At 69.5% G+C, this 20,467-nt stretch carries 19 protein-coding genes and 1 pseudogene; 4 read left to right on the plus strand and 16 right to left on the minus strand.

What is annotated here, in order from left to right; genetic code table 11:
- The 5 genes from QQK43_RS19950 to QQK43_RS19970 form a co-directional block, all read right to left on the minus strand.
- The coding region (locus QQK43_RS19950; protein ID WP_284309193.1) for an MFS transporter at positions 1–258 on the minus strand (258 nt) is incomplete at its 3' end.
- A gap of 11 nt (positions 259–269) precedes the next feature.
- Positions 270–848, minus strand: a complete 579-nt coding sequence (locus QQK43_RS19955) for a chalcone isomerase family protein (protein WP_284309194.1) — start codon at positions 846–848, stop codon at positions 270–272.
- The gene (locus QQK43_RS19960) at positions 845–2,107 is read right to left on the minus strand and encodes an SAM-dependent methyltransferase (RefSeq protein ID WP_284309195.1); all 1,263 of its coding nucleotides are present in this window, start codon (positions 2,105–2,107) and stop codon (positions 845–847) included. The genes QQK43_RS19955 and QQK43_RS19960 overlap by 4 nt, the downstream gene beginning before the upstream one ends.
- Positions 2,104–2,862 carry a DUF1365 domain-containing protein gene (locus QQK43_RS19965; RefSeq protein WP_284309196.1) on the minus strand — a complete coding sequence of 253 codons (759 nt, stop codon included), beginning with the start codon at positions 2,860–2,862 and terminating at the stop codon, positions 2,104–2,106. The genes QQK43_RS19960 and QQK43_RS19965 overlap by 4 nt, the downstream gene beginning before the upstream one ends.
- Complete coding sequence (locus tag QQK43_RS19970; RefSeq protein WP_284309197.1) at positions 2,859–4,178, minus strand: NAD(P)/FAD-dependent oxidoreductase; 1,320 nt, start codon at positions 4,176–4,178, stop codon at positions 2,859–2,861. The genes QQK43_RS19965 and QQK43_RS19970 overlap by 4 nt, the downstream gene beginning before the upstream one ends.
- A gap of 120 nt (positions 4,179–4,298) precedes the next feature.
- Here QQK43_RS19970 and QQK43_RS19975 point away from each other — a divergent pair, with 120 nt between their 5' ends.
- A complete protein-coding gene (locus QQK43_RS19975) occupies positions 4,299–4,940 on the plus strand; it encodes a TetR/AcrR family transcriptional regulator (RefSeq protein WP_234264362.1) in 642 nt (213 codons plus the stop codon).
- Positions 4,941–4,965: 25 nt separating this feature from the next.
- On the opposite strand, the gene QQK43_RS19980 is transcribed toward QQK43_RS19975, so the two are convergent.
- Genes QQK43_RS19980 through QQK43_RS20005 form a run of 6 tightly spaced genes read right to left on the minus strand, consistent with a single transcriptional unit; the run spans position 4,966 to position 10,436 of the window.
- Complete coding sequence (locus QQK43_RS19980; RefSeq protein ID WP_234264363.1) at positions 4,966–6,264, minus strand: TRAP transporter large permease; 1,299 nt, start codon at positions 6,262–6,264, stop codon at positions 4,966–4,968.
- Between the two features lie 10 nt (positions 6,265–6,274).
- On the minus strand, positions 6,275–6,778 hold the full coding sequence (locus QQK43_RS19985) for a TRAP transporter small permease (protein ID WP_284309198.1): 504 nt from the start codon (positions 6,776–6,778) through the stop codon (positions 6,275–6,277).
- On the minus strand, positions 6,775–7,971 hold the full coding sequence (locus QQK43_RS19990; RefSeq protein ID WP_284309199.1) for an MFS transporter: 1,197 nt from the start codon (positions 7,969–7,971) through the stop codon (positions 6,775–6,777). Before QQK43_RS19990 ends, QQK43_RS19985 begins: the two co-directional genes overlap by 4 nt.
- A gap of 19 nt (positions 7,972–7,990) precedes the next feature.
- Positions 7,991–9,046, minus strand: a complete 1,056-nt coding sequence (gene dctP / locus QQK43_RS19995) for a TRAP transporter substrate-binding protein DctP (RefSeq protein WP_284309200.1) — start codon at positions 9,044–9,046, stop codon at positions 7,991–7,993.
- 28 nt (positions 9,047–9,074) lie between these two features.
- A complete protein-coding gene (locus QQK43_RS20000; protein WP_284309201.1) occupies positions 9,075–9,860 on the minus strand; it encodes an alpha/beta fold hydrolase in 786 nt (261 codons plus the stop codon).
- Positions 9,861–9,863: 3 nt separating this feature from the next.
- Positions 9,864–10,436 (minus strand): cupin domain-containing protein, encoded by a 573-nt coding sequence (locus QQK43_RS20005; RefSeq protein ID WP_284309202.1) that lies wholly within the window; start codon positions 10,434–10,436, stop codon positions 9,864–9,866.
- Positions 10,437–10,709: 273 nt separating this feature from the next.
- Here QQK43_RS20005 and QQK43_RS20010 point away from each other — a divergent pair, with 273 nt between their 5' ends.
- Positions 10,710–11,660, plus strand: coding sequence for a LysR family transcriptional regulator (locus QQK43_RS20010; protein ID WP_284309203.1), 951 nt, complete (start codon positions 10,710–10,712; stop codon positions 11,658–11,660).
- Between the two features lie 18 nt (positions 11,661–11,678).
- Here the strand turns inward: QQK43_RS20010 and QQK43_RS20015 are convergent, their stop codons facing one another.
- The gene (locus QQK43_RS20015; protein ID WP_234264370.1) at positions 11,679–11,903 is read right to left on the minus strand and encodes an H-NS histone family protein; all 225 of its coding nucleotides are present in this window, start codon (positions 11,901–11,903) and stop codon (positions 11,679–11,681) included.
- Between the two features lie 141 nt (positions 11,904–12,044).
- On the opposite strand from QQK43_RS20015, the gene QQK43_RS20020 reads away from it, so the two are divergent.
- A complete protein-coding gene (locus QQK43_RS20020; protein WP_284309204.1) occupies positions 12,045–13,154 on the plus strand; it encodes an S-(hydroxymethyl)glutathione dehydrogenase/class III alcohol dehydrogenase in 1,110 nt (369 codons plus the stop codon).
- Positions 13,155–13,211: 57 nt separating this feature from the next.
- Here the strand turns inward: QQK43_RS20020 and QQK43_RS20025 are convergent, their stop codons facing one another.
- From QQK43_RS20025 to fghA, 3 genes are all read right to left on the minus strand, one after another.
- The gene (locus QQK43_RS20025; RefSeq protein WP_284309205.1) at positions 13,212–14,759 is read right to left on the minus strand and encodes a methyl-accepting chemotaxis protein; all 1,548 of its coding nucleotides are present in this window, start codon (positions 14,757–14,759) and stop codon (positions 13,212–13,214) included.
- A 123-nt stretch (positions 14,760–14,882) separates the two neighbouring features.
- Positions 14,883–17,072: a bifunctional mannitol-1-phosphate dehydrogenase/phosphatase gene (mtlD, locus tag QQK43_RS20030; RefSeq protein WP_284309206.1), complete on the minus strand. Its 2,190-nt coding sequence runs from the start codon at positions 17,070–17,072 to the stop codon at positions 14,883–14,885.
- Between the two features lie 175 nt (positions 17,073–17,247).
- On the minus strand, positions 17,248–18,108 hold the full coding sequence (gene fghA, locus QQK43_RS20035; RefSeq protein WP_284309207.1) for an S-formylglutathione hydrolase: 861 nt from the start codon (positions 18,106–18,108) through the stop codon (positions 17,248–17,250).
- Between the two features lie 148 nt (positions 18,109–18,256).
- Here fghA and QQK43_RS20040 point away from each other — a divergent pair, with 148 nt between their 5' ends.
- Positions 18,257–19,900: an alpha-D-glucose phosphate-specific phosphoglucomutase gene (locus tag QQK43_RS20040; RefSeq protein WP_284309208.1), complete on the plus strand. Its 1,644-nt coding sequence runs from the start codon at positions 18,257–18,259 to the stop codon at positions 19,898–19,900.
- Between the two features lie 7 nt (positions 19,901–19,907).
- On the opposite strand, the pseudogene QQK43_RS20045 reads toward QQK43_RS20040, so the two are convergent.
- Positions 19,908–20,467: pseudogene (locus QQK43_RS20045) on the minus strand (bifunctional Delta(1)-pyrroline-2-carboxylate/Delta(1)-piperideine-2-carboxylate reductase); the annotation flags it as partial.

Here is a 20,467-nt window from a genome sequence, read left to right on the forward strand (position 1 = left end):
TGGGCGCGGGCCACGCTGCAGCAGGCGGTCGGCCAGGCGGCCCAGCGCGGGGTCGACCAGCGCGTCCAGGGCGCGGGTGAGCAGCAGCACCAGGCCCAGCGCCACCAGGGGCGCACCGGCCACGCTGGCGTAGTGGTGCGGCAGGTGCACGTACAGCGGCAGCGAGACGAAGGCCAGCGGTGCGCCCAGCGCGCCATAGCCCAGGCCCGTGCGCCAGGGCAGCGCGGGCCGTTCGGAGGGCTGGGCGAGGGCGGCCATGGTGGGGCGGTTCAGGACGCCGAAGGGCCCAGCAGCGCGTTGCGCAGCGCCGGGGCCGAGGTCTGTGGCGCGAGCCAGATGCCGAAGAAGCGGTGCGCGTAGTCGGCGTCGGCGATCTGCGCCGTGGGCCGGCCGTTGTGGAAAAAGCGCACACCGCCCTGGCCGTCGTGCAGGCCGAGCAGGCGGTCCTGCGCGGCCACGTCGGGAAAGGCCTGTGTCATCAGCGCCAGCCAGGTGCGCGCCTGTTCGTCGCTGAACGGGGCCACGCGCCGCATTTCGGCGATGGAGCGCTCGGCGATGGCCTCGCCTTCGAGCTTGCGGTCGTAGACCAGTTCGAGCGCGAAGCGGTGGCGCGCGTACTGCTCGGGCTCGAAACCGGGCACGGTCCAGAGCCGGATTTCGTACACGCGCAGACCGAAGAAGCGCAGCACGCCGCTGCCGCGCAGCCCGGCCTGGGCCAGGGTGTCTTGCAGTTCGGTGGGCAGGGCGGGGGAAGCCAGGGTGGTGTCGGACATGGTGGCGGCGGTCAGAACGAGGGCGGCGGTCCCGCAGCGCAGGGCCTGGCGGCGGCTCAGGCGTGCGGTGCTCATGGCTGGGGCTTGCGCAGGGTGAACTGGACGACGTCGGTGCTGCCGGCGTCGAAGGCGGCTTCGCAGTAGGCCAGATAAAAGTGCCAGATGCGCTGGAAGCGCGCATCGAAGTCCTGGCGCCGCACTTCGTCGGCGGCCTGGGTGAAGGCCTCGCGCCAGCGGCGCAGGGTCTCGGCGTAGTCGGGCCCGAAGGCGAGCCGGTTCTCGACCACGAAACCCGCGCGCCGGGCTTCGGCCTCGAAGGCCGATACGCTGGGCAGCAGGCCACCAGGGAAGATGTACTGCTGGATGAAGTCGGTCGAGCGGCGGTAGCGCTCGAACAGGTCGTCGCGGATGGTGATGGTCTGGATGCAGGCGCGGCCACCGGGCTTGAGGCAGGCGCGCAGCGTGTCGAAGTAGCCGCGCCAGTATTCGTGGCCCACGGCCTCGAACATCTCGATCGAGACGATGGCGTCAAAGGGCTGGGCGGCGTGCTTCGCCGGCAGGTCGCGGTAGTCGAGGTACTGCAGTTGTGCGCGGTCGGCCAGGCCGGCGGCCTGCAGGTGCTGTGTGCCCCAGCCGAGCTGTTCGCGCGAGAGGGTGACGCCGGTGATATCGGCATTGAACTCGCGCGCCGCAATCTCGGCCAGACCGCCCCAGCCGCAGCCGATTTCCAGCACCCGCGAACCGGCCTCGACCCGGGCCTCGCGCAGGGCGCGCCGCACCTTGGCTTGCTGGGCGGCCTGCAGGTCGGCGCCGCGCGCATCGCGGCCTTCGAACCAGGCGCTGCTGTAGCTCATGGTGGGGTCGAGCCAGAGGCGGTAGAAGTCGTTGCCGAGGTCGTAGTGGGCGTGGATGTTGCGCGCGCTGCCAGCGCGCGAGTTGCGCCGCAGGAGGTGGCGCAGCCGGTAGGCCATGCGGCCCCACCAGTGGCCGTAGACCACGCCTTCGAGGTGTTCGCGGTTGCGCAGGCACAGGCGCAGCAGGGCAGCCAGATCGGGACTGTCCCAGTCGCCGTCGAAGTGGCTTTCGGCCAGGCCGATGTCGCCCGACTTGAGCGTGCGCTCGAACACCCCCCAGTGCGTCACGCGCAGCGTGGCGTGGGGCGCCGACGGGTCGGCCGGTGCGCCGGCAGGCAGGCGCCGGTGGCTGCCGTCGGGCAGGTGCAGCTCGAGCTGCCCATGGGGCAGGCGTTCGAGCAGGCGCAGCACGCGGCGGGCGGCCAAGGGGGCCTGGGCCGGCAGGGCCGGGGCGGACAGGGGCGCGGTGGTGGTGTTCATCGGGTGACGAAGTGCTCTGGCGCAGCGGGTTTGGCGAAGAAGGGCACGCGCTTGATCCACAGGCGCAGCGCCTGCCAGTGGATGCGGGCGATCACGCCGAGCGTCATCAGCGGCATGCCGAAGAAGGCCCGTCGCGCGCTGGCCGGGGTCAGGGGTTCGAGTCGGCCGCTCACGCTGGTCTGCAGCAGTGGGCCCTGCTCGTCGTGCAGGTCGACACGCGCCAGGGTGTGCATGCCCTGGCGCTCGAAGCGGAAGCGGTACTGCCCGGCCACGCGGCAGAACGGAGAGACGTGAAAGACCTTGTGCGTCGTCTGTTCGCGGCCCCAGGCCAGCTCAGGCCCGGCCAGCAGGTAGGCGTGGCGTTCGCCAAAGGTGTTGTTGACTTCCGCCACCACCGCCGCGAGCGAACCGTCGGCGCGGTGCGCGTACCAGAAGCTGACCGGCTTGAAGGCGTAGCCCAGCACGCGCGGGAAGGTGTGCAGCCAGACCTCGCCGTCGGCGTCGTGCACGCCTTCGCGCTGCAGCAGGGCCTCGAACCAGGCCAGCGCATCGTCGCCGCCTTCGCCGTGGTCGCGGTCGTGGAAGCTGAGGGCGCCAAACCGATTGCGCCGCAGCGCCGGGGCCGGTTGCTGACGCAGGCTGCGCAGTGGCAGGTGCAGGAAGTAGCTGGGGTAGCGGAACGTGTGTTCCGCCGGGCGCAGGCGCCGGTGCCAGACCTGTCCGAACCCGATCAAGGGCTGTGCGCCGGGGTTCATGCCGCCCCCCTGAGGGGCGCCGTCGGCCAGTTCCGCAGCGCTTCGAGCACACCGTCGGCCGCGGTCAGGCCGGCGCGCAGGCCGTCTTCGTGGAAGCCGTAGCCGCACCAGGCGCCACCGAACCAGGTGCGGCGTTGGCCCTGCAGCCAGGGCAGCTCGCGCTGGGCTTCGATGGCCGCGCGGTCGAACACCGGGTGGCTGTAGGCGATGCGCCGGTGTACCTGGTTTTCGTCGATGGCGCGCGCGGGGTTGAGCGAGACGATCACCGGCCGCTGCCACGGCAGCGGCTGCAGCCGGTTGATCAGGTAGTGCAGGCACACGCGCGCCTGCTCCTGCGGGGCCTGCGGCGCGCGCTCGTAGTTCCAGGCCGCCCAGGCTGCCTGCCGCTGCGGCAGCACCGTGGTGTCGGTGTGCAGCACGGCCTCGTTGGGCTGGTAGCGGATGGCGCCCAGCACGGTGCGCTCGGCGGCCGTGGCGTCATCGCCCAGCAAGGCCAGCGCCTGGTCGCTGTGGCAGGCCAGCACCACGGCGTCGAACTGCTCGCTGCCGTGCGCGGTGCGCAGCAGCACGCCTTGATCGAGCCGGCGCAGGCCCAGTACGGGGGTGTTCAGCCGGGCGTCGGGCAGGGCGGCGACCAGGCGCCGCACGTACTGGCGCGAGCCGCCGCGCACCGTGTACCACTGCGGCCGGTCGGTGACTTGGATCAGGCCGTGGTTGTGGCAGAAGCGGATCAGCGTGGCCACCGGGAATTGCAGCATCTGGTCGGTCGGGCAGGACCAGATGCAGCCGATCATGGGCAGCAGGTAGTCGCGCCGGAAGGTGGGACCGAAGCGGTGCGCGTCCAGGAATTCGGCGATCGACTGCTGCAAACCGGCGTCGGCGCCGCGTTCGGCCAGCGCAGTCGTCAGGCGGTTGAAGCGCAGGATCTCGGCCAGCATGTGCCAGAAACGCGGCCGCAGCAGATTGCGGCGCTGCGCGAACACCGCGCCGAGCGAGCTGCCGCTCCATTCCAGGCCGGGTCGGCCGTCGGCGCCGGGCGCCTGCACCGAAAACGACATGTCCGACGCGGCGACGTCCACGTCCAGATCGGCAAACAGCCGCGTCAGCAGCGGGTAGGTGCGCTGGTTGTAGACCAGAAAGCCGGTGTCCACGCCTTGGCAGACGCCGTCGAGTTCGAGGTCCACGGTGTGCGCGTGGCCACCGAAATGGCTGCCGGCCTCGTACAGCGTGGGGCGCACGCCGGGCGCGCTGGTGGCCAGCCGCCAGGCGGCGGCGAGGCCGGTGATACCCGATCCGATGACGGCGATGCGGTGCATGTTGAACACTCTAAACCTTGATGACCATTATTTGAACTGATGAGTTCAAGTTTTGTCTACAAAATTCCCACTTTGCACCGATGGGTATTTGCTGTGACCCCGATGGTCTAGAATATGCGCATGGGAGCCCGTCCGTCCATCCGAGAACAGATCCAGCGCGTGCGTGTGGAAGCCATCGTCGCGTCCGTCAACCGCCTGCTGGCGACCAAGGGCTACGACGCCATGACGGTGGACGAGGTGGCGGCCGAAGCGGGCCTGGCCAAGGCGAGCCTGTACAAGCTGTTTCCGTCCAAGGAAGAGCTGGCCGGGGCCGCGATGGTCGGTGTGCTCGACCGTGCCCTGGCCTTTGTGGATGGCCTGCGCGCCCAGGCTGCCGAGGCGGCAGCCAGTGGCCAGCCGTTGCGCGCCATCGACCAGCTCCAGGCCGTGACGCGCTGGGCCATGTTGACCCAGCTCGAAGGGGAAATGCCGTCGCTGCCGGCGCAGAACTCCAGCCTGAGCGCGTCGCTGCAGGCCAACGAGGCTTACATGGACCGGCTGATCGCGCTGAGCAACCGGTTGAGTACCTGGATCACCGAGGCGCAGACGCGCGGCCAGCTCAACCCCGGCCTGCCGCCCGATCTGGTGCTCTACACGCTGTTCGCCCGCGCCTGCGATCCGGTGGTGGCGCTGCTCAAGGACTCGGGGCAGTACACGCCGGCGCAGATCGTTGACTGGGTCACGTCGACCACCTTCGACGGGCTGGGCGGCCGCAGCGCCTGAGCCGCCCACCGCCCGCAGGCCGTCGTCACATGCGCGATGGCAGCCAGGTCGCCAGCGCGGGCCAGACGTAGATCAGCCACGCCAGGAACAGGATCATCAGCCAGTAGGGCGTGACGCCGACGAAGATCTCGCGCACCGTGAGTTCGCGGTCCGGCACCGCGGCCTTGACCACGAACACGCTCATGCCGAAGGGCGGCGTGAGCACGCCGGCTTCGATCACCAGGATGCCGACCAGTGCGAACACGATCGGGTCGATGCCGAGCGAGACGGCGATCGGCCAGAAGATCGGCACGGTCAGCAGCATGATGGAGATGCTGTCGATCATGCAGCCCAGGAAAAACCAGACCGTGGCCATGAACAGCATGGTGCCCACCGGCCCCAGGCCCCAGGCCTGCAGCAGCGCCTGCACTTCCTGCGGCAGACCGTTGAGCGCCACCAGCTTGCTGAACATGGTGGCCGTGAGCAGCAGCAGCATGATCGGCGTGACCGTGCGGCCCGCTTCCAGGAAGGCATGGCCCATGCCGCGCCAGCGCATGCCCTTGAGCCAGGCCACGACCAGCGCGCCGAGCAGACCGACCGCGCTGCCCTCGGTGGGGGTGAAAAAGCCGAACCAGATACCGCCCAGCGTGAGCACGATCAGCACCCCCACGCCAAGCGCGCCCAGGGTCTGCCGAGGGTCGGCGGGCTGCGTGGCTTCGGGGCTCTCCGGGGCGGCCTGCGGCCGCAGCTTGGCGAACCCCGCGCAATACACGGCGTACATCGTGGCCAGCAGCAGGCCCGGCATCACGCCCGCGGCGAACAGCTTGCCCACCGACTGCTCCGTCAGGATGGCCCAGACGATCATGAACACCGACGGCGGGATCAGCAGCCCCAGCACCGAACTGCCGGCGATGCAGCCGGCGGCGAAGCTGCGGCTGTAGCGGTTGTCACGCATCACGGGGTAGGCCACATGGCTGAACGCTGCCGCAGCCGCCACCCCGACACCGGTCACCGCCGCGAACACGGCGTTGCCGCCCACCGTGGCCACGGCCAGCCGGCCCGGCACGCCCTTGAGGCGGCGGTTGACGACGTTGAACAGGTCGCCGGCCGCGCCCGAATGCGCGATCAGCATGCCCATCACCGTGAAGCAGGGAATGACCACGAAGTTGTAATCCTTGATGCCGGACAGGGCGGTCTGCCCCACCAGGTCCATGGCCGGCCAGGCGCCGCCCAGGGCGACATAGAGGCCGAACAGCGAACTGCCGGCAAAAGCGAAGATGACCGGCACACCGGCCATCACGAGAACGACCAGCACCAGCAGCGCGGCCCAGGTTTCGATGAACATGAATACCTCGTCAGTGCGTGGGGGAAGCCGGCGTGGCGGCGCGGCCGCGCAGCGCCTCCACCACAAAACCGATGCAGACCGCGGCCCCGATCAGCCAGAGCACCAGGGTGCCGAAGCGCAGGGGCGAAGCGGGCAGGCGGAAGGCGTCGTTGCCGAAGAACTCGGCGCTCTTCCAGCCCTCGATGGCCGGTTCCCAGCCGGCGGCCACGAAGACCAGGAAGATCGCGCAGCCGATGCCCCAGGCCAGCACGTCCAGGGCGCGCCGCATCAGCGGCGGCATGCGGTCGAGAAAGAACGTGACCCGCAGCAGCTTGCCCTCGCGCATGGCGTGTGGGGCCTGCAGGAAGGTCAGCAGCACCAGGCCGGCGCTGGTGAGCTCGGCGGTGCCCGCGAACGGGCGGTTGAACAGCAGGCGGCCCGCCACGTCGTAGGCGATGACGCCCACGAGGGCGAACAGGGTGGCCGCGCCGATCGTGTGCAGCCCGAGCAGGGCGCGGTCGATCCACGGTTTCATGAAGCTTCCTTGTGATGGGGGATGAAAAACCAGGCGGCGATGGCCAGCAAGGTCATGGTGGCGGTGCTGAAGACCACGGCCTGGTGCGCCGACAGCGCGCGCGGCAGCCAGGGGGTGGCCCAGGCCGAGAGCGCGCCGGTGCACATGTGCACCGTGCCGATGCCGGCCGTCACCAGGCCGGCCTGCCGCGCGTGGCCACCCAGGGCCATGGCGAAGGCGGCTGGAAACACCATGCCGTGGCCGACGGCGTACACCGTCAGCGCCAGCGTCCAGAGCCAGAGGCTGGGCCAGAGCAGCGAACCGGCCAGGCAGGCCATACCGGCCGCCGCCAGCACCAGCCCCTGCCGGAACAGCGTGGCACCGGGCCGGTGGGCCCGCTGCCGGACCCAGTGGTTGCCCACGGCAAAGCCCAGGTAGCTCAGGCCCAGCACGCTGGCGGCGGTGCCGCCGCCCACGCCGGTGGACGCCTGCAAGGCCGCCGGACCCGCCGCCGCGATGATGAAAAACGGCGCCGCGATGCCGGCGAAGGCCAGGGTGATGCGCTGCAACGGCCGCTGGCGGGCCAGTTGCCCCCAGGACGACCAGCGCGGGGTGTGGGTCCCCGCCGGCCGGGTTTCGTGCTGCCAGCGCCAGGCCAGCAGGGCCCCGGCGCCGACCAGCAGCGCCAGCAGGCCCAGCGGGGTGCGCCAGGTGCTGTCCTGGGCCAGGGCCCAGGACAGGGGCGGGGTGATCGCCGGCAGAAAGGCAAAGACCAGGGCCAGCACCGCCATGCTGCGTTGCAAGGCCACGCCCTCGTGCAGGTCGCGCAGGCAGGTGCGCGGCACCACCAGGCAGGTCGACAGGCCCAGGCCGGTCAGGAACCGGCCGGCCATCAGCGTGCCCGGCGTGTCGGCCAGCACGCACAGCCAGGCCCCCAGACTGGCCAGCGCCAGGCCGGCCAGCAGGGTGACGCGGCGGCCCCAGCGGTCCGCGGCATCGCCGGCCACCGGCTGGCCCAGGCCGAGGCCCAGGGCCAACAGCGCGACGGTCGCGGCGCGGCCGCTGCCGTCCAGCGGTGTCTGGCCGAACACGGGCTGCAGGCCGACCGCCACGTTGAGCCCCAGGGGGGCCAGGCTCGCCACGCCCGTCACATAGGCCAGTGACAGGTGCGGCGGGGCCGATGGCGTGGAGGCCAGGTGGCCGGAGGACGTCATGGCGGGGCGGACCGGTCGCTCAGAGCGGGTAGTCGATCGGGAACTTGAAGCCCGCTTCTTCCAGGTAGCGCACATAGGTCTTCATGACCTGCGTGGCCGGCTGGCCCTTGCCATCGAGCTCCTTGGCGGCCTTGGCAGGCAGGTCCTTGACCATCTCGGCCCAGTGGCGCTTTTCTGCCGGGGCGAGGGCGTTGACCTTGATGCCGGCCTCGCGCATGCGCGCCTCGATGGCGGCGTCGCGCTGCTTGCTGATGTCGGCCACCTTGACCGTGGCCTCGTCGGCCACCTCGTCGATGATCGCCACCACTTCCTTGGGCAGGCGGGCGCGGGTGCTGCGGCTCATGAACGACGCGAAGGTGCTGTAGGAGCCGAAGCCGGTCTTGGTCCAGACCTTGGCCACTTCCTTGAGCTTGAACGCCTCCATGCCGGAGATGAAGAACAGGCTGCCTTCGGCCAGGCCGTTCTGGATCGCCTGGTAGTGCTCACCGATGCCCAGCGTCACGGGCACGGCGCCGGTGGGAATGAACAGCGGGGCGTTGGTGCCGGCCATGGCCACGCGCTTGCCCTTGAGGTCGTCGACCTTGCTCCAGTCGAAGGTGGTGGCCACGCCATAGGCTTCGGTCACCATCTGCGCCAGGATGTGCGCGTTGTACGGCTCCATGCTGGCCTGCAGCGCCGGCACTTCGCGCAGCATGCGCGTGGCCACCTTCTGCTGCAGCACCGGGTCGTCGGCGGTGAACGGCATGTAGGCGCTGTAATTCAGCAGGCCGGCGCGGGCCTGTTCGAAGCCGATCGGCGACAGGCCGATGTCGAGCGAGCCCTTCTGCACCGCTTCGATGGCGCCGTCGACCTTGGCCACGCTGCCGCCCCAGGCCTTGATGAAGCGGATGTCGTGACCGGTGCGGGCCTTCACGCGCTTGGTGACTTCGTCCGCGAAGAAGGTGTCGTAGACCTGCACGTAGGTCAGGCCGGGCGTGTGGCCGCCGCCCATGCGCAGGGTGAAGCTGGCGGCCTGGGCGCTGCCGGCGGCCACCGCCATGACGGCGGCGGCGAAGAGGGTGGAAAAGCGTTTCATGTTGTCTCTTGGGGTCTCGTGGGGGGAATCATTCGAAGGCCAGGTCGAGCAGCAGGCTCTCGTAGCGTTCGGGGTTGAGCAGGTGGGGATAGTGGCCCCCGGTGGGCAGGCGCACGTGGCGCGCGCCCGGGTAGCGCTGGCGCAGGCGGTCGCGTGCCGCGGGCGGGATCAACGGGTCGTCCTCGCAGTCGAGCACCACGACCGCTGCGTCCGGCAAGGGCAGCGCCGGGCAGGCCGTGGCCTGGGTCACACCGGCAAACCGCGCGTGCAGGTTGTCGGGCGACTGGCGCTCTTCCAGCATCTGCTTCTGCAGTTGCTGCAGCGGGCTGACCGGACTGCTGCGCACGCGCTCCAGCCAGGTGGCGTGCAGCACGGCGGGCGGGGTCTGGCGCACCCACTCGGGGTCGAACAGCGGGTTGGCCGCGAGGTCGCTGGCGTCGGTGAAGCCGTTGCCGATCACGAGCTTGCGCACGTGGTCGGGGTACAGGCGCGCGAAGTGCTGCGCCCAGTACGCCGCGAACGACGAACCGACCACGATCGAACACGGCAGGCCGAGGTGGTCGAAGACCGCCTTCAGGCCCTGGCTCAGGCCTTCGGCATCGCTCTGTTCGGGATAGGTCACCGCGATCAGCCGCAGCCGTTCACCCAGCGACAGCAGGGTGCGCACGTACATGGCGCCGTCGCCCACCGAGCCGGGCAGCAGCACCACGGGTGGGCCGTCGGCCTTGGTGTCGATCCAGCGCCAGACGAAGCCGCCGCTGTCCAGCGAGCACCAGGTGTGGCGCGCTTCGAGCCTGTCGATCAGCTCGCGCATGGCTCAGTACTTCCCATCGGCGGTCATGTAGCCCTCGGCGATGAGGGTGGCGTGGGCCTCGGGCGAGAACTCGGCTTCCGGCGAGTCGCCGCCGATGACGAACATCAGCCAGTGCGTGCCCTCGGGTTCGTCGAAGGTGATGTTCTCGAAGCGGCGCTGCACGCCGGCCGGGAAGGAGATCACGTCGAAGGGGCCGAGGTCGAAGTGTTCGACCTGCCCGTCCACTTCCCAGGAGCAGCGCCATTGGCCGGTCATGGGCATGAAGGTTTCGTTGGTGTCGTGGTTGTGCATCATCGGGCCCTTGCCGGGGCTGGTCTCGCAAAAGCCGAGGTTGAAGCCTTCGCTGATCTTGATGTGCGCGTGCTTGGCCGCGTCGTCACCCACCGGCGACACGACGACCGTGCCGTCGGCCTTGGCGGGCGGCTGGAAACCGATGATGTTGTAGAGCTTGCGCAGGGCGCTCGGGTGGCGGCTGTCGGGCAGGCCGCCGTCGTGGCCCTTGACCTCGCTGAACAGGGCCACGCGCTGGCGCATCTGTTCGCGGGTGACGCGGATGGTGGGGATCTTGGGGGTCATGGGATCGCTCTCCTGGGGATGAAAAAAGCAAAGGCCACCCGGGCCCTTCAGGGCCGGGACGGGACGGCGCCAGGCCGTCGGTTCGGGAACAAGGGGCGGCAGGGCCGGCGTGGGTGCCGGCGGCCGCAGTCCGCCGCTAAGCGCGGGGCGGAATTTTTGGGGTCATGGGTTTTGTCTCCGTTTGTCTTTGATGTGCATCAATTACAGTGGAGACAGTTGGGCCCGGCAATTCGCTCAGTCGATAGCCGGTATCGAGAAAAAAGCAAAACACCCGTGAGACTGCGCGACCTGGACCTCAATCTGCTCGTGGCGCTGGACGCCTTGCTGCGCGAGGCGCATGTGTCCCGGGCGGCGGCGCGGCTGGAAATCAGCCAGTCGTCGATGAGCCTGGCGCTGTCCAAGCTGCGCGCCGTGTTCGACGATCCGCTGCTGGTCAAGGGCAGCAGCGGCCTGGTGCTGACAGCCAAGGCGCAGGAGCTGCGGCCGCGGCTGGAAGGGGCGCTGCAGCAGATCGACAGCCTGCTCAACGAGATGGAATCGTTCGATCCGGGCAAGGCGCGCGACACCATCACCCTGATCGTCACCGACTACATCGACTTCATTCTGGTGCCCGCGCTGATCAAGGTCATGGCAGAGCAGGCCCCGGGTGTCACGCTGCGCGTGGTCGGTCCCAACCCCAAGCGCCTGGGCGAGGTGTTCAGTGCCGGCGAGGTCGATGTCTCGGTCACCTACTTTCCCAATCCGCCTGCCAGCCTGCGCACGCGCCCGCTGTTCACCGACCGCCTGGTGGGCATCGCGCGGCGCCACCACCCCTTTCTGGCCGACCCGGGCAACCTCGAAGCGTTCTGCAACCACCAGCACGTGACCGTCGAGCCGGGCGAAGCCACCATGTACAACGCCCTGGTCGACCTGCGGTTGCAGCAGATGGGGCTGGGCCGGCATGTGGCCTTGCAGAAACCGACCTTTCTGGGCGTGCCCTTCATCGTCCAGCAGACCGACCTGCTGGCCACGCTGCCGGCGACCGTGGCCCACCGCTTCGCCACCTTCACCGACATCGAGGTCTTCGAGCCGCCGCTGGCCCTGCAGCCGCTGGACGTGGTGCTGCTCTGGCACGACCGCACACACACCAACCCGCTGCACCGGTGGTTTCGCGAACAGGTGATCGCGCTGTGTGCCCAGCCGGCCACCTGGGCCGGGTCCGGGCGGGCGCCGGCCGGGCTCTGAGCCGGGCGCCGCCAACACTCAGTCGCCGGCGATGTCGTCCAGCGTCAGGTCGTAGCGCGTCATGAGGGCCAGGATCTCGGCGATGGCCGCCTGCCGTTCGGCGACGACGTCGCGCTCGGCCGCGGCGAAGAACGAGCTGGCGTTCTTCATCAGTTCGAGGAAGCGGTGGTCGCTCAGGGGCTCCGGTCGTTTGGCCGGGGGCGTGGGCGTGCGGGCGTGCGGGCGGCGCGGAGGCGGTCTCATGAAGGTCGCCATTATCCGGAAAACCGCTGCCTCCCACCGTCGCGTCGGGCTTTGCCAGGCCTGGGCGCCCGGTGGCCCGGGCCTGCGTGACAATAGCCGGTTGGTCATTTCGATGACGCCATTCCCGAGGAGCTGTTACCCATGAAATCCCGCGCCGCCGTGGCCTTCAAGGCCGGAGAACCCCTGCAGATCGTCGAGATCGACGTCGCCCCGCCCCAGAAGGGCGAAGTGCTGGTCAAGATCACCCACACCGGCGTCTGCCACACCGACGCCTTCACCCTCAGCGGTGACGACCCCGAAGGCATCTTCCCCGCCGTGCTGGGCCACGAAGGCGCTGGCATCGTGGTGGAAGTGGGCGAGGGCGTGACCAGCGTCAAGCCGGGCGACCACGTGATCCCGCTGTACACCGCCGAATGCGGCGAATGCCTGTTCTGCAAGAGCGGCAAGACCAACCTGTGCGTGGCCGTGCGCGCCACCCAGGGCAAGGGCGTGATGCCCGACGGCACCACCCGTTTCAGCTACAACGGCCAGCCCGTCTACCACTACATGGGCTGCTCCACCTTCAGCGAATACACGGTGGTGGCCGAGGTGTCGCTGGCCAAGGTCAACCCCGACGCCAACCCCGAACAGGTCTGCCTGCTGGGCTGTGGCGTGACCACCGGCCTGGGCGCGGTCAAGAACACCGCCAAGGTGCAGGAAGGCGATTCGGTCGCCGTGTTCGGCCTCGGAGGCATCGGCCTGGCCGTGATCCAGGGCGCCAAGCTGGCCAAGGCCGGCCGCATCATCGCGGTCGACACCAACCCGGGCAAGTTCGATCTGGCGCGCACCTTTGGCGCCACCGACTGCGTGAATCCCAAGGATTTCGACAAGCCCATCCAGCAGGTCATCGTCGAGATGACGGGCTGGGGCGTGGACCACAGCTTCGAGTGCATCGGCAATGTCAACGTGATGCGTGCCGCACTGGAATGCGCGCACCGCGGCTGGGGCCAGTCGGTCATCATCGGCGTGGCCGGCGCGGGCCAGGAAATCTCCACCCGCCCCTTCCAGCTGGTGACGGGCCGCAAGTGGCTGGGCACGGCCTTCGGCGGCGTCAAGGGCCGCAGCGAACTGCCCGGCATGGTGGAAGACGCCATGGCCGGCAGGATCCAGCTCAAGCCTTTCGTGACCCACACCATGCCCCTGACCGGCATCAACGAAGCCTTCGACCTGATGCACGAAGGCAAGTCGATCCGTTCGGTGGTGCACTACTGAGCTACTGAGCGGCGCCTCACCCCGCAGAAAAAACCGGCCCTGGTGGCCGGTTTTTTTTCAGGCCGTGCGGAACACCCGCACCACCTGCGCCAGCCGGTCGGCCTGCTCGGTCATGCTGGCCGCTGCGGCGGCGCTCTGCTCCACGAGCGCCGCGTTCTGCTGCGTCATCTGGTCGAGGTTGGCAATCGCCGCGTTGATCTGGTGGATGCCGTCGGCCTGCTCGCCCGTGGCGGCCGCGATGTCGCCGATGATGTCGCGCACCCGCACGACGCTTTCGACGATTTCCGACATCGTCTGCCCGGCCTGACCCACCAGTTGGCTGCCTTCGGCGACCTTGTCGACCGAGGCACCGATCAGCCCCTTGATTTCCTTGGCCGCCTCGGCACTGCGCTGGGCGAGATTGCGGACCTCGCCCGCCACGACCGCGAAGCCGCGACCCTGCTCGCCGGCGCGGGCCGCTTCCACGGCCGCATTCAGCGCCAGGATGTTGGTCTGGAAGGCGATGCCGTCGATCACCCCGATGATGTCGTTGATCTTGCGCGAGGACTGCTGGATCGCGTCCATCGTGGCGACCACCTGGGCCACCACCTCGCCGCCCTTGGCCGCACTTTTGCCGGCGGCGTCGGCGAGCTGGTTGGCCACGTTGGCGGAATCGGCCGACTGCTTGATGGTGCCGGACATCTGCTCCATCGACGCCGCGGTCTCTTCCAGGCTGGACGCGGTCTGCTCGGTGCGGGCCGACAGGTCCTGGCTGCCGGTGGCCACTTCGCGCGCGGCGACGGTGATGCTGTCGGTGCCCTGTTTGACGTCGGTCACCACCCTGGCCAACTGGTCGCGCATGCGCGAGAGCGCCTTGATCATGGCGCCAAACTCGTCTTTGCGGGTGTCGTCGATGTGGGCCCCCAGATCCCCGCCCGCAATGCGCTCGGCAAAGCCGATGGTGTCGTCCAGGGGCGCACGGATGCTGCGGATCAGGAAGAAGGCGCCGCCCACCAGCACCCCGATCAGGCCCAGCACCTGCGCCGCGGCCAGCTCCAGGCTCAGGGTGCGCTCGGCGGCCTGGCTGACTTGGAGCTCGGCCAGGATCTGTTTTTGCAGGTCGGCGAATGCCTGCAGCGCCGCCAGGTACGGCGGGATCAGCGTGTTGAACCGGGTGTTGATCTCGGCGATCGCGCCGGCACTGTCACCGGCGTCCTTGAGCCGGTTGGCCTGGGCCAGCGAGTCGAGCACACGCTGGCGGCGTTCGGTAATCTGGTCCAGCTGGGCCTGCTCGGCCGGACTCGTGTCCATCGCCTGCAACTGTTTCTGCAGTTCGGAGATGCGAGCCGAGCCGGCCGGAATCAGGGTCTTGTAGAGCGCGGCGATGGCCGGATCGGCCGAGAGCATCGAGGCCTGCACCCGGGTCACCGTGACCTCGGTCTGGCCCGTCCATTCGATGGCCAGCGCCGTTTTCTGCGACAGCCGGGACATCGCGACTTCGGCGGTCTGTGTCAACCGCGCCGAACGCCATCCGGCGGAGGCGATGGTGGCGATGAGGGCCAGCACGATGAGGGCGACGCCGAACCAGAGCTTGGCGCCAACGGACAGATTGCGGGTGACGTTCATGGGGCTGAAGGTGGGGCGCGGTCCAGGCAGGACCGCGGGGCCCCGGCAATGCGCCGGTACCTTCCGGTATCGACGCCGCCCCTTCCGGACTTGAGGGGGTCAGGCCCTCTCAAGCACTTTTTTTCATAGCAGTCCGACGGCCGACGTGGCGGGCTGCCACGTGGGGGTATCCAGGTGGCGGGCCGCATCGGTCTGCAGCGCATCGAAATGGTGCTGGATGGCTGCCAGCAACGGCCGGTCGCTGGTCGGGTCCAGGCCGGCATACGCTTGGCCGTGGTAGTCGCCTTGCCAGGTGAGCACGTCGGTCAGCGACTGGCGGCGGGCGAACAGCGCCCGGATCGTGGCGCATTCGGCGTCGTCGCTGGCACCGGGATGGTGCAGCGCGTACCAGACCGCCAGGGCCGCCCCCAGGGCCAGGCCCGGGGCCTCGATGCCCTGGGCCTGGGCCATCGCCAGGCTGCCGAGCACGCGCTCATCGCGCTGCAGTTTGCGCAGCGGGTCGCGGCCCACCCGTTCGCAGGGGTCCTTGAACGCCTGGGCGCAGCGCTGGCGGAAGGTGGCCACCAGGTCCGGCAGCCGGTCTTGCTGGTCGGGGTAGGCCGCAGCCAGCGCCGGTTGCAGCTCCTGCGTCAGCAACCGGTCCATCAGCGCCTGTACGCGGGCATCGCCCATGGCGTGCCCGATGGTCGGGTGGCCCAGCAGGGCCGCGTACCAGGCGATGACCGCGTGGGTGCCGTTCCACAGGCGGTTCTTGAGGGTCTGGAGTTCGGCGATGTCGGCCACCGTGTCGATCTGGCGCAGGTGCTCCAGCAGGTCGCTGCCCTGCTGGGCGTACAGCGCCATGTCGGTTTCGCTGTTGAACAGGATCAGGTGCAGCGCACCCAGCGCGCTGGCGGGCTCGCCCGCTTCGCGCAGGTTGCTGACGATGGGTGCCATGGTGTCGGCGTGTTCGGCGCTGAATGCGCCGAACAGGGCCTCGGTGTTCATCGGGTTCTCGCGCACCTGCGCCACGTTCTGCGCGTACAGGTCGTGTTTGATGCGCAACTGCCGCAGCAGGGCCTCTTCGGTGAGCTTGGCCACGATGCGCGTGACCACGGTTTCGGTGAACTCGGTGCGATCGAGAATCTGGCGCGCCTCGCGCGGCGGGACCAGGGCTTGCAGGGCGCGGGCCACCTGGTCGCGCACGAACTGCGCTCCGCCGACCTTGTTGAGCACGACCAGCACCGTCAGGGCCTGCCCGCGGGTGCGGTAGCGCTCCACCAGACCGGCCGCCACCGCGTCGGCCTGGCTGGCGATGGCCTGCTCGGGCAGGCACAGGGCCACGATCTCGCAGTCGCGGTACATCTCGGCGATGGCCTCGGTGTCGGCCGCGTCGATCATGCGCATGCGCTCGATGGTCTGGTCGAAGGCCAGGCTGCCGTAGCGCACGCTGTACTTGCCGAAGGCGTTGACCGCCTCGCGCAGCAGGGCATTGCCGGTGGACGCGATGATCTCGCCCGGGCGCGTGTAGCCGTCCCAGTGCGAAAACACCTGCGCCAGGTAGCCGCCGCCCATGGCACCGAAACCGTGGATGCCGGCCTTGAGCAGGTTGACCGCCTGCGGGAACGGTTCGGTCACCGCCGGCATGCGCAGCTTGGGTGTGATCGCGGCCAGATCCCGCAGGAAGCCGCGCAGGTTCGGGTAGCGCGCAAAGGCGCGTTCGGCCACCTCGGGACGGGGCGGTTTGATGTCTTCGACCAGGATCACCACGCCGCCGGCGTCGGCGGCCGAGCGCACGCCGTTTTCCGAGTCCTCGAACATGAAGCAGCGTGCCGGCTCGCTGTTGAGCGCGGCGGCGGCTTTCAGGAAGATTTCCGGGTGGGGTTTGCCCCGCACGACCTCGTCGCCGCAGACCAGCAGGTCGAAATACTTGAACACGTTGGCGTTGATCAGGTATTCCTCGGCGATGGCGCGGCGGCTGGAAGTGGCCACCGCCATCTTCAGGCCCGAGCGGCGCAGGCGTTCAAGCACCGGCAGCAGGCCGGGTTTGATGGGCACGCCGTGGGTGCGCACGTGCGACAGCTCCAGCTCGTCGGCGCGGCGACGGATCTCGGCGTAGGGGAAATCCGCTCCGTAGTGCTGTTGGGCAAGTTCTTCAGCCTTGACGGCGCTCAGTCCCAGCGAACCGATGAGCACCTCTTGGGTGAAGGGCTTGCCGAACAGTTCTTCGGCCGCCTGGGAGAGGGTCTGGAACCGCAGGCGTTCGGTGTCGAACATGGTTCCATCCATATCAAAAAGCGCACTTTCGACCTCGTTTCCTTTGAACTGGATCATCCTTGGGGGGCTCCTTTCCTTATGTTGCAGTGCAAAAAGGCCATTTTGGCCCAGGATGACAGCAGATACCGTGCCAGGTGGCGAATGCACCGGGTAAACGGACAGGAATGGAACGCCCAGGCCGGCGCCCCCGCCAGGGCCCCGGCGGGGGCAGAAAGGCCCGCGCGTGTGCGCGTCAGAGCGCCTGTGCGTGGTGGCGCAGGTGGTCTTCGATGAAGCTGCTGATGAAGTAGTAGCCGTGGTCGTAGCCGGCGTGCCGGCGCAGCGTCAGGGGCTGGCCCGCCTGGGCGCAGGCGGCTTCGAAGGCTTCGGGGTAGAGCTGCTCGGCCAGGAATTTGTCGGCCAGGCCCTGGTCGATCAGGATGCCCGCAGGGAAGGGCGCGGCCGTCTGCGCGGCCATGAGCGCGCTGGCGTCGTGGGCGGCCCAGGTGCTTTGATCCTGGCCCAGGTAGCCCAGAAAGGCCTTGTGGCCCCAGGGGCAGCGGGTCGGCGCGCAGATGGGGGCGAAGGCCGAGACGCTGCGGAACAGGCCCGGATGGCGCAGCGCCAGCGTGAGCGCGCCGTGCCCGCCCATGGAGTGGCCGGTGATGCCCAGGCGTTGGGCGTCCAGCCCGAATTCGGCGGCAACGCCGGGGATCAGCTCCTGGATCAGGTAGCTCTCCATGCGCCAGTGGCCGGCCCAGGGGTGTTCGGTGGCGTCGAGGTAGAAGCCGGCGCCGACGCCGAAATCCCAGTGGTGGTCTTCGCCGTCGAGCCCGGTGCTGCGCGGGCTGGTGTCGGGGAACAGCAGTGCCAGGCCGAGCGCGGCCGCCACGCGCTGGGCACCGGCCTTCATGGTGGCGGTTTCTTCGGTGCAGGTCAGCCCGGCCAGGTAGGTCAGCAGCGGCACCTGCTGGCCTGCCAGCGCCTGCGGCGGCAGGTACAGCGCGAAGCGCATCGGCAGGCCGATCTCGTCGACGGAGAAATGCTTGTAGAAGCGCTGCACGCCGCCGAAGCAGCCGTGTTCACTCAGGAGTTCCAGTCGTTCCAGTGCCATGGGAGGGGTCTGATGAGGGGGCTGCGCGGCAGGCCCCGGGGTGAAAAGGGATGGCCGCATGGTAGCGGCGGCCGGGGTGCGGCGCGGCCGGCGGTGGCCATAATCCTGCCAGCCCTTCCGTCTTTGCCGTTCCTGAAAGCTTTTCGCCATGCGCGTGCAATCCCAGCCCACCCAGCCTTTTGCCGGCCAGCAGCCGGGCACCTCCGGCCTGCGCAAGAAGGTCACCGTGTTCCAGCAGCCGGGTTACCTGGAGAACTTCGTCCAGGCGCTGTTCGACGTGCTGCACGGTGTCGACCAGCCGGCCAGCGGCCAGACGCTGGTGCTCGGGGGCGACGGGCGTTTTCACAACCGGACGGCGATCCAGACCATCCTGCGCATGGCCGCTGCCCGTGGCTACGCGCGCGTGCTGGTGGGGCAGGGCGGCATTCTGTCCACGCCGGCCACCAGCGCGGTGATCCGCCGCCGTGGCGCGGCCGGCGGCATCATCCTCTCGGCCAGCCACAACCCCGGCGGCCCCGATGGCGATTTCGGCATCAAGTACAACGTCGCCAACGGCGGCCCGGCGCCGGAAAAATTCACCCAGGCGGTGTACGAGCGCACCCAGGTGCTGGAGCACTACCTGACGGTGGACGCGCCCGATCTGCCGCTGGACGCAGCGGGCGCGCAGGCGCTGCTGGCCACCGAGATCGAGGTGATCGACCCGGTGGCCGACTACGCCGCGGTGCAGCGCGCGCTGTTCGATTTCGACGCCATCCGTGCCCTGTTCGCGCGCGGTTTCCGCCTGCGTTACGACGCCATGTGGGCGGTCGGTGGACCGTACGCGAAGGCGATCATCGAAGGCGAGCTGGGCGCGCCGGCGGGCACGGTGGTCAACGCCGAGCCGCGCGAGGACTTCGGCGGCCTGCACCCCGATCCGAACCCGGTCTACGCCGACGATCTGGTGGCGCACCTGATGGCCGCCGACGCGCCCGACATGGGCGCCGCGTCCGACGGTGACGCCGACCGCAACATGATCCTGGGCCGCGGCTTCATCGTCTCGCCCTCCGACAGCCTGGCGGTGCTGGCGGCCCATGCCGATCGGGTGCCCGGCTACCGAGCCGGCCTGGCCGGCGTGGCGCGCTCCATGCCCACGTCGACCGCGGTGGACCGCGTGGCGAAGGCGCTGGGCATCCCGTGCCACGAGACGCCCACCGGCTGGAAGTTCTTCGGCAACCTGCTCGACGCGGGCCAGGCCACGCTGTGCGGCGAAGAAAGCTACGGCACAGGCTCGAACCACGTGCGCGAGAAGGACGGGCTGTGGGCCGTGCTGTTCTGGCTCAACCTGCTGGCGGTCACGGGCGGCTCGGTCGAATCGCTGGTGCGCGGCCTGTGGCGTGCGCACGGGCGGTGTGTGTATTCGCGCCACGATTACGAAGGCATCGCCACCGAAAGCGCGAACGCGCTCATGGCGGCGCTGCGCGAGCAGTTGCCGTCACTGGCGGGGCAGACGGTGGCCGGCCAGCGCATCGCCTGGGCCGACGACTTCGCCTACACCGACCCGGTGGACGGCTCGGTCAGCCGCCAGCAGGGGGTGCGCGTGGTGCTGGACGATTCGTCGCGTGTGGTGTTCCGGCTCTCGGGCACCGGCACCGAGGGCGCCACGCTGCGCGTCTACCTGGAGCGCCACGAACCCGACGCCACGCGACACGATCTGCCGGTGCAGCAGGCCCTGGCGCCGCTGGTGCAACTGGCCGAAGCGGTGGCGCGCATCCGGCACCACACCGGGCGGGACGCGCCCAGCGTGACCACCTGATGCGGTATCAGCCGCCCGCCGCGCTTTCGTAGACCAGCACGGCGGCGGCCAGGTCTTCCAGCGCGTAACCGACCGACTTGAACACCGTGCGCTCGCTCGCCTGGCGGCGCCCGGTCGCCACGCCCTTGCTCAGCGTGGTCAGCGTGCCGCGCACCTCGTCGGCACGCAGCACGCCGTGCTGCAGGGGCGCGATCAGGTCACCGCTCTTTTTCAGCGCCTCGTCGGTGTCGACGAACACGCGCGCGCCGTCGAAGCAGGCGTCGTCGGCCTCGCGCATGGCCGGGGTGAAGCTGCCGATCAGGTCCAAGTGGCTGCCGGGGGCGAGCCAGGCGCCGCGCACCACCGGTTCGTTCGAGAGCGTGGCGCAACTGACGATGTCGGCTTCGCGGCAGGCCTCGGCCAGGTCCTGGCGGGCCTCGGCGGCCAGGCCCGCAGCCTGCCATTGCGCGGCCAGCGCCTGTGCCTGCTCGGGGCGGCGGGTCCAGACCGAGACCCGTTCGATGCCGCGCACCGCGCGCCAGGCGTCGGGCAGCAGGCTGGCCACCCGGCCGCCGCCGACCACCAGCA

Origin of the sequence: Hydrogenophaga electricum (assembly GCF_030160815.1) — a bacterium.
Classification (GTDB): Bacteria; Pseudomonadota; Gammaproteobacteria; order Burkholderiales; family Burkholderiaceae_C; genus Hydrogenophaga; species Hydrogenophaga electricum.

What these genes read in the sequence shown, in the direction of transcription:
- QQK43_RS19965 (WP_284309196.1), bottom strand. Translation starts at nt 2,862, where the DNA reads ATGAACCCCGGCGCACAGCCCTTGATCGGGTTCGGACAGGTCTGGCAC.
- QQK43_RS19985 (WP_284309198.1), bottom strand. Translation starts at nt 6,778, where the DNA reads ATGAAACCGTGGATCGACCGCGCCCTGCTCGGGCTGCACACGATCGGC.
- QQK43_RS20005 (WP_284309202.1), bottom strand. Translation starts at nt 10,436, where the DNA reads ATGACCCCCAAGATCCCCACCATCCGCGTCACCCGCGAACAGATGCGC.
- QQK43_RS20000 (WP_284309201.1), bottom strand. Translation starts at nt 9,860, where the DNA reads ATGCGCGAGCTGATCGACAGGCTCGAAGCGCGCCACACCTGGTGCTCG.
- QQK43_RS20015 (WP_234264370.1), bottom strand. Translation starts at nt 11,903, where the DNA reads ATGAGACCGCCTCCGCGCCGCCCGCACGCCCGCACGCCCACGCCCCCG.
- mtlD (WP_284309206.1), bottom strand. Translation starts at nt 17,072, where the DNA reads ATGATCCAGTTCAAAGGAAACGAGGTCGAAAGTGCGCTTTTTGATATG.
- QQK43_RS19980 (WP_234264363.1), bottom strand. Translation starts at nt 6,264, where the DNA reads ATGTTCATCGAAACCTGGGCCGCGCTGCTGGTGCTGGTCGTTCTCGTG.
- QQK43_RS19955 (WP_284309194.1), bottom strand. Translation starts at nt 848, where the DNA reads ATGAGCACCGCACGCCTGAGCCGCCGCCAGGCCCTGCGCTGCGGGACC.
- QQK43_RS20025 (WP_284309205.1), bottom strand. Translation starts at nt 14,759, where the DNA reads ATGAACGTCACCCGCAATCTGTCCGTTGGCGCCAAGCTCTGGTTCGGC.
- QQK43_RS19970 (WP_284309197.1), bottom strand. Translation starts at nt 4,178, where the DNA reads ATGCACCGCATCGCCGTCATCGGATCGGGTATCACCGGCCTCGCCGCC.
- dctP (WP_284309200.1), bottom strand. Translation starts at nt 9,046, where the DNA reads ATGAAACGCTTTTCCACCCTCTTCGCCGCCGCCGTCATGGCGGTGGCC.
- QQK43_RS20020 (WP_284309204.1), top strand. Translation starts at nt 12,045, where the DNA reads ATGAAATCCCGCGCCGCCGTGGCCTTCAAGGCCGGAGAACCCCTGCAG.
- QQK43_RS19975 (WP_234264362.1), top strand. Translation starts at nt 4,299, where the DNA reads ATGGGAGCCCGTCCGTCCATCCGAGAACAGATCCAGCGCGTGCGTGTG.
- fghA (WP_284309207.1), bottom strand. Translation starts at nt 18,108, where the DNA reads ATGGCACTGGAACGACTGGAACTCCTGAGTGAACACGGCTGCTTCGGC.
- QQK43_RS20040 (WP_284309208.1), top strand. Translation starts at nt 18,257, where the DNA reads ATGCGCGTGCAATCCCAGCCCACCCAGCCTTTTGCCGGCCAGCAGCCG.
- QQK43_RS19960 (WP_284309195.1), bottom strand. Translation starts at nt 2,107, where the DNA reads ATGAACACCACCACCGCGCCCCTGTCCGCCCCGGCCCTGCCGGCCCAG.
- QQK43_RS19990 (WP_284309199.1), bottom strand. Translation starts at nt 7,971, where the DNA reads ATGACGTCCTCCGGCCACCTGGCCTCCACGCCATCGGCCCCGCCGCAC.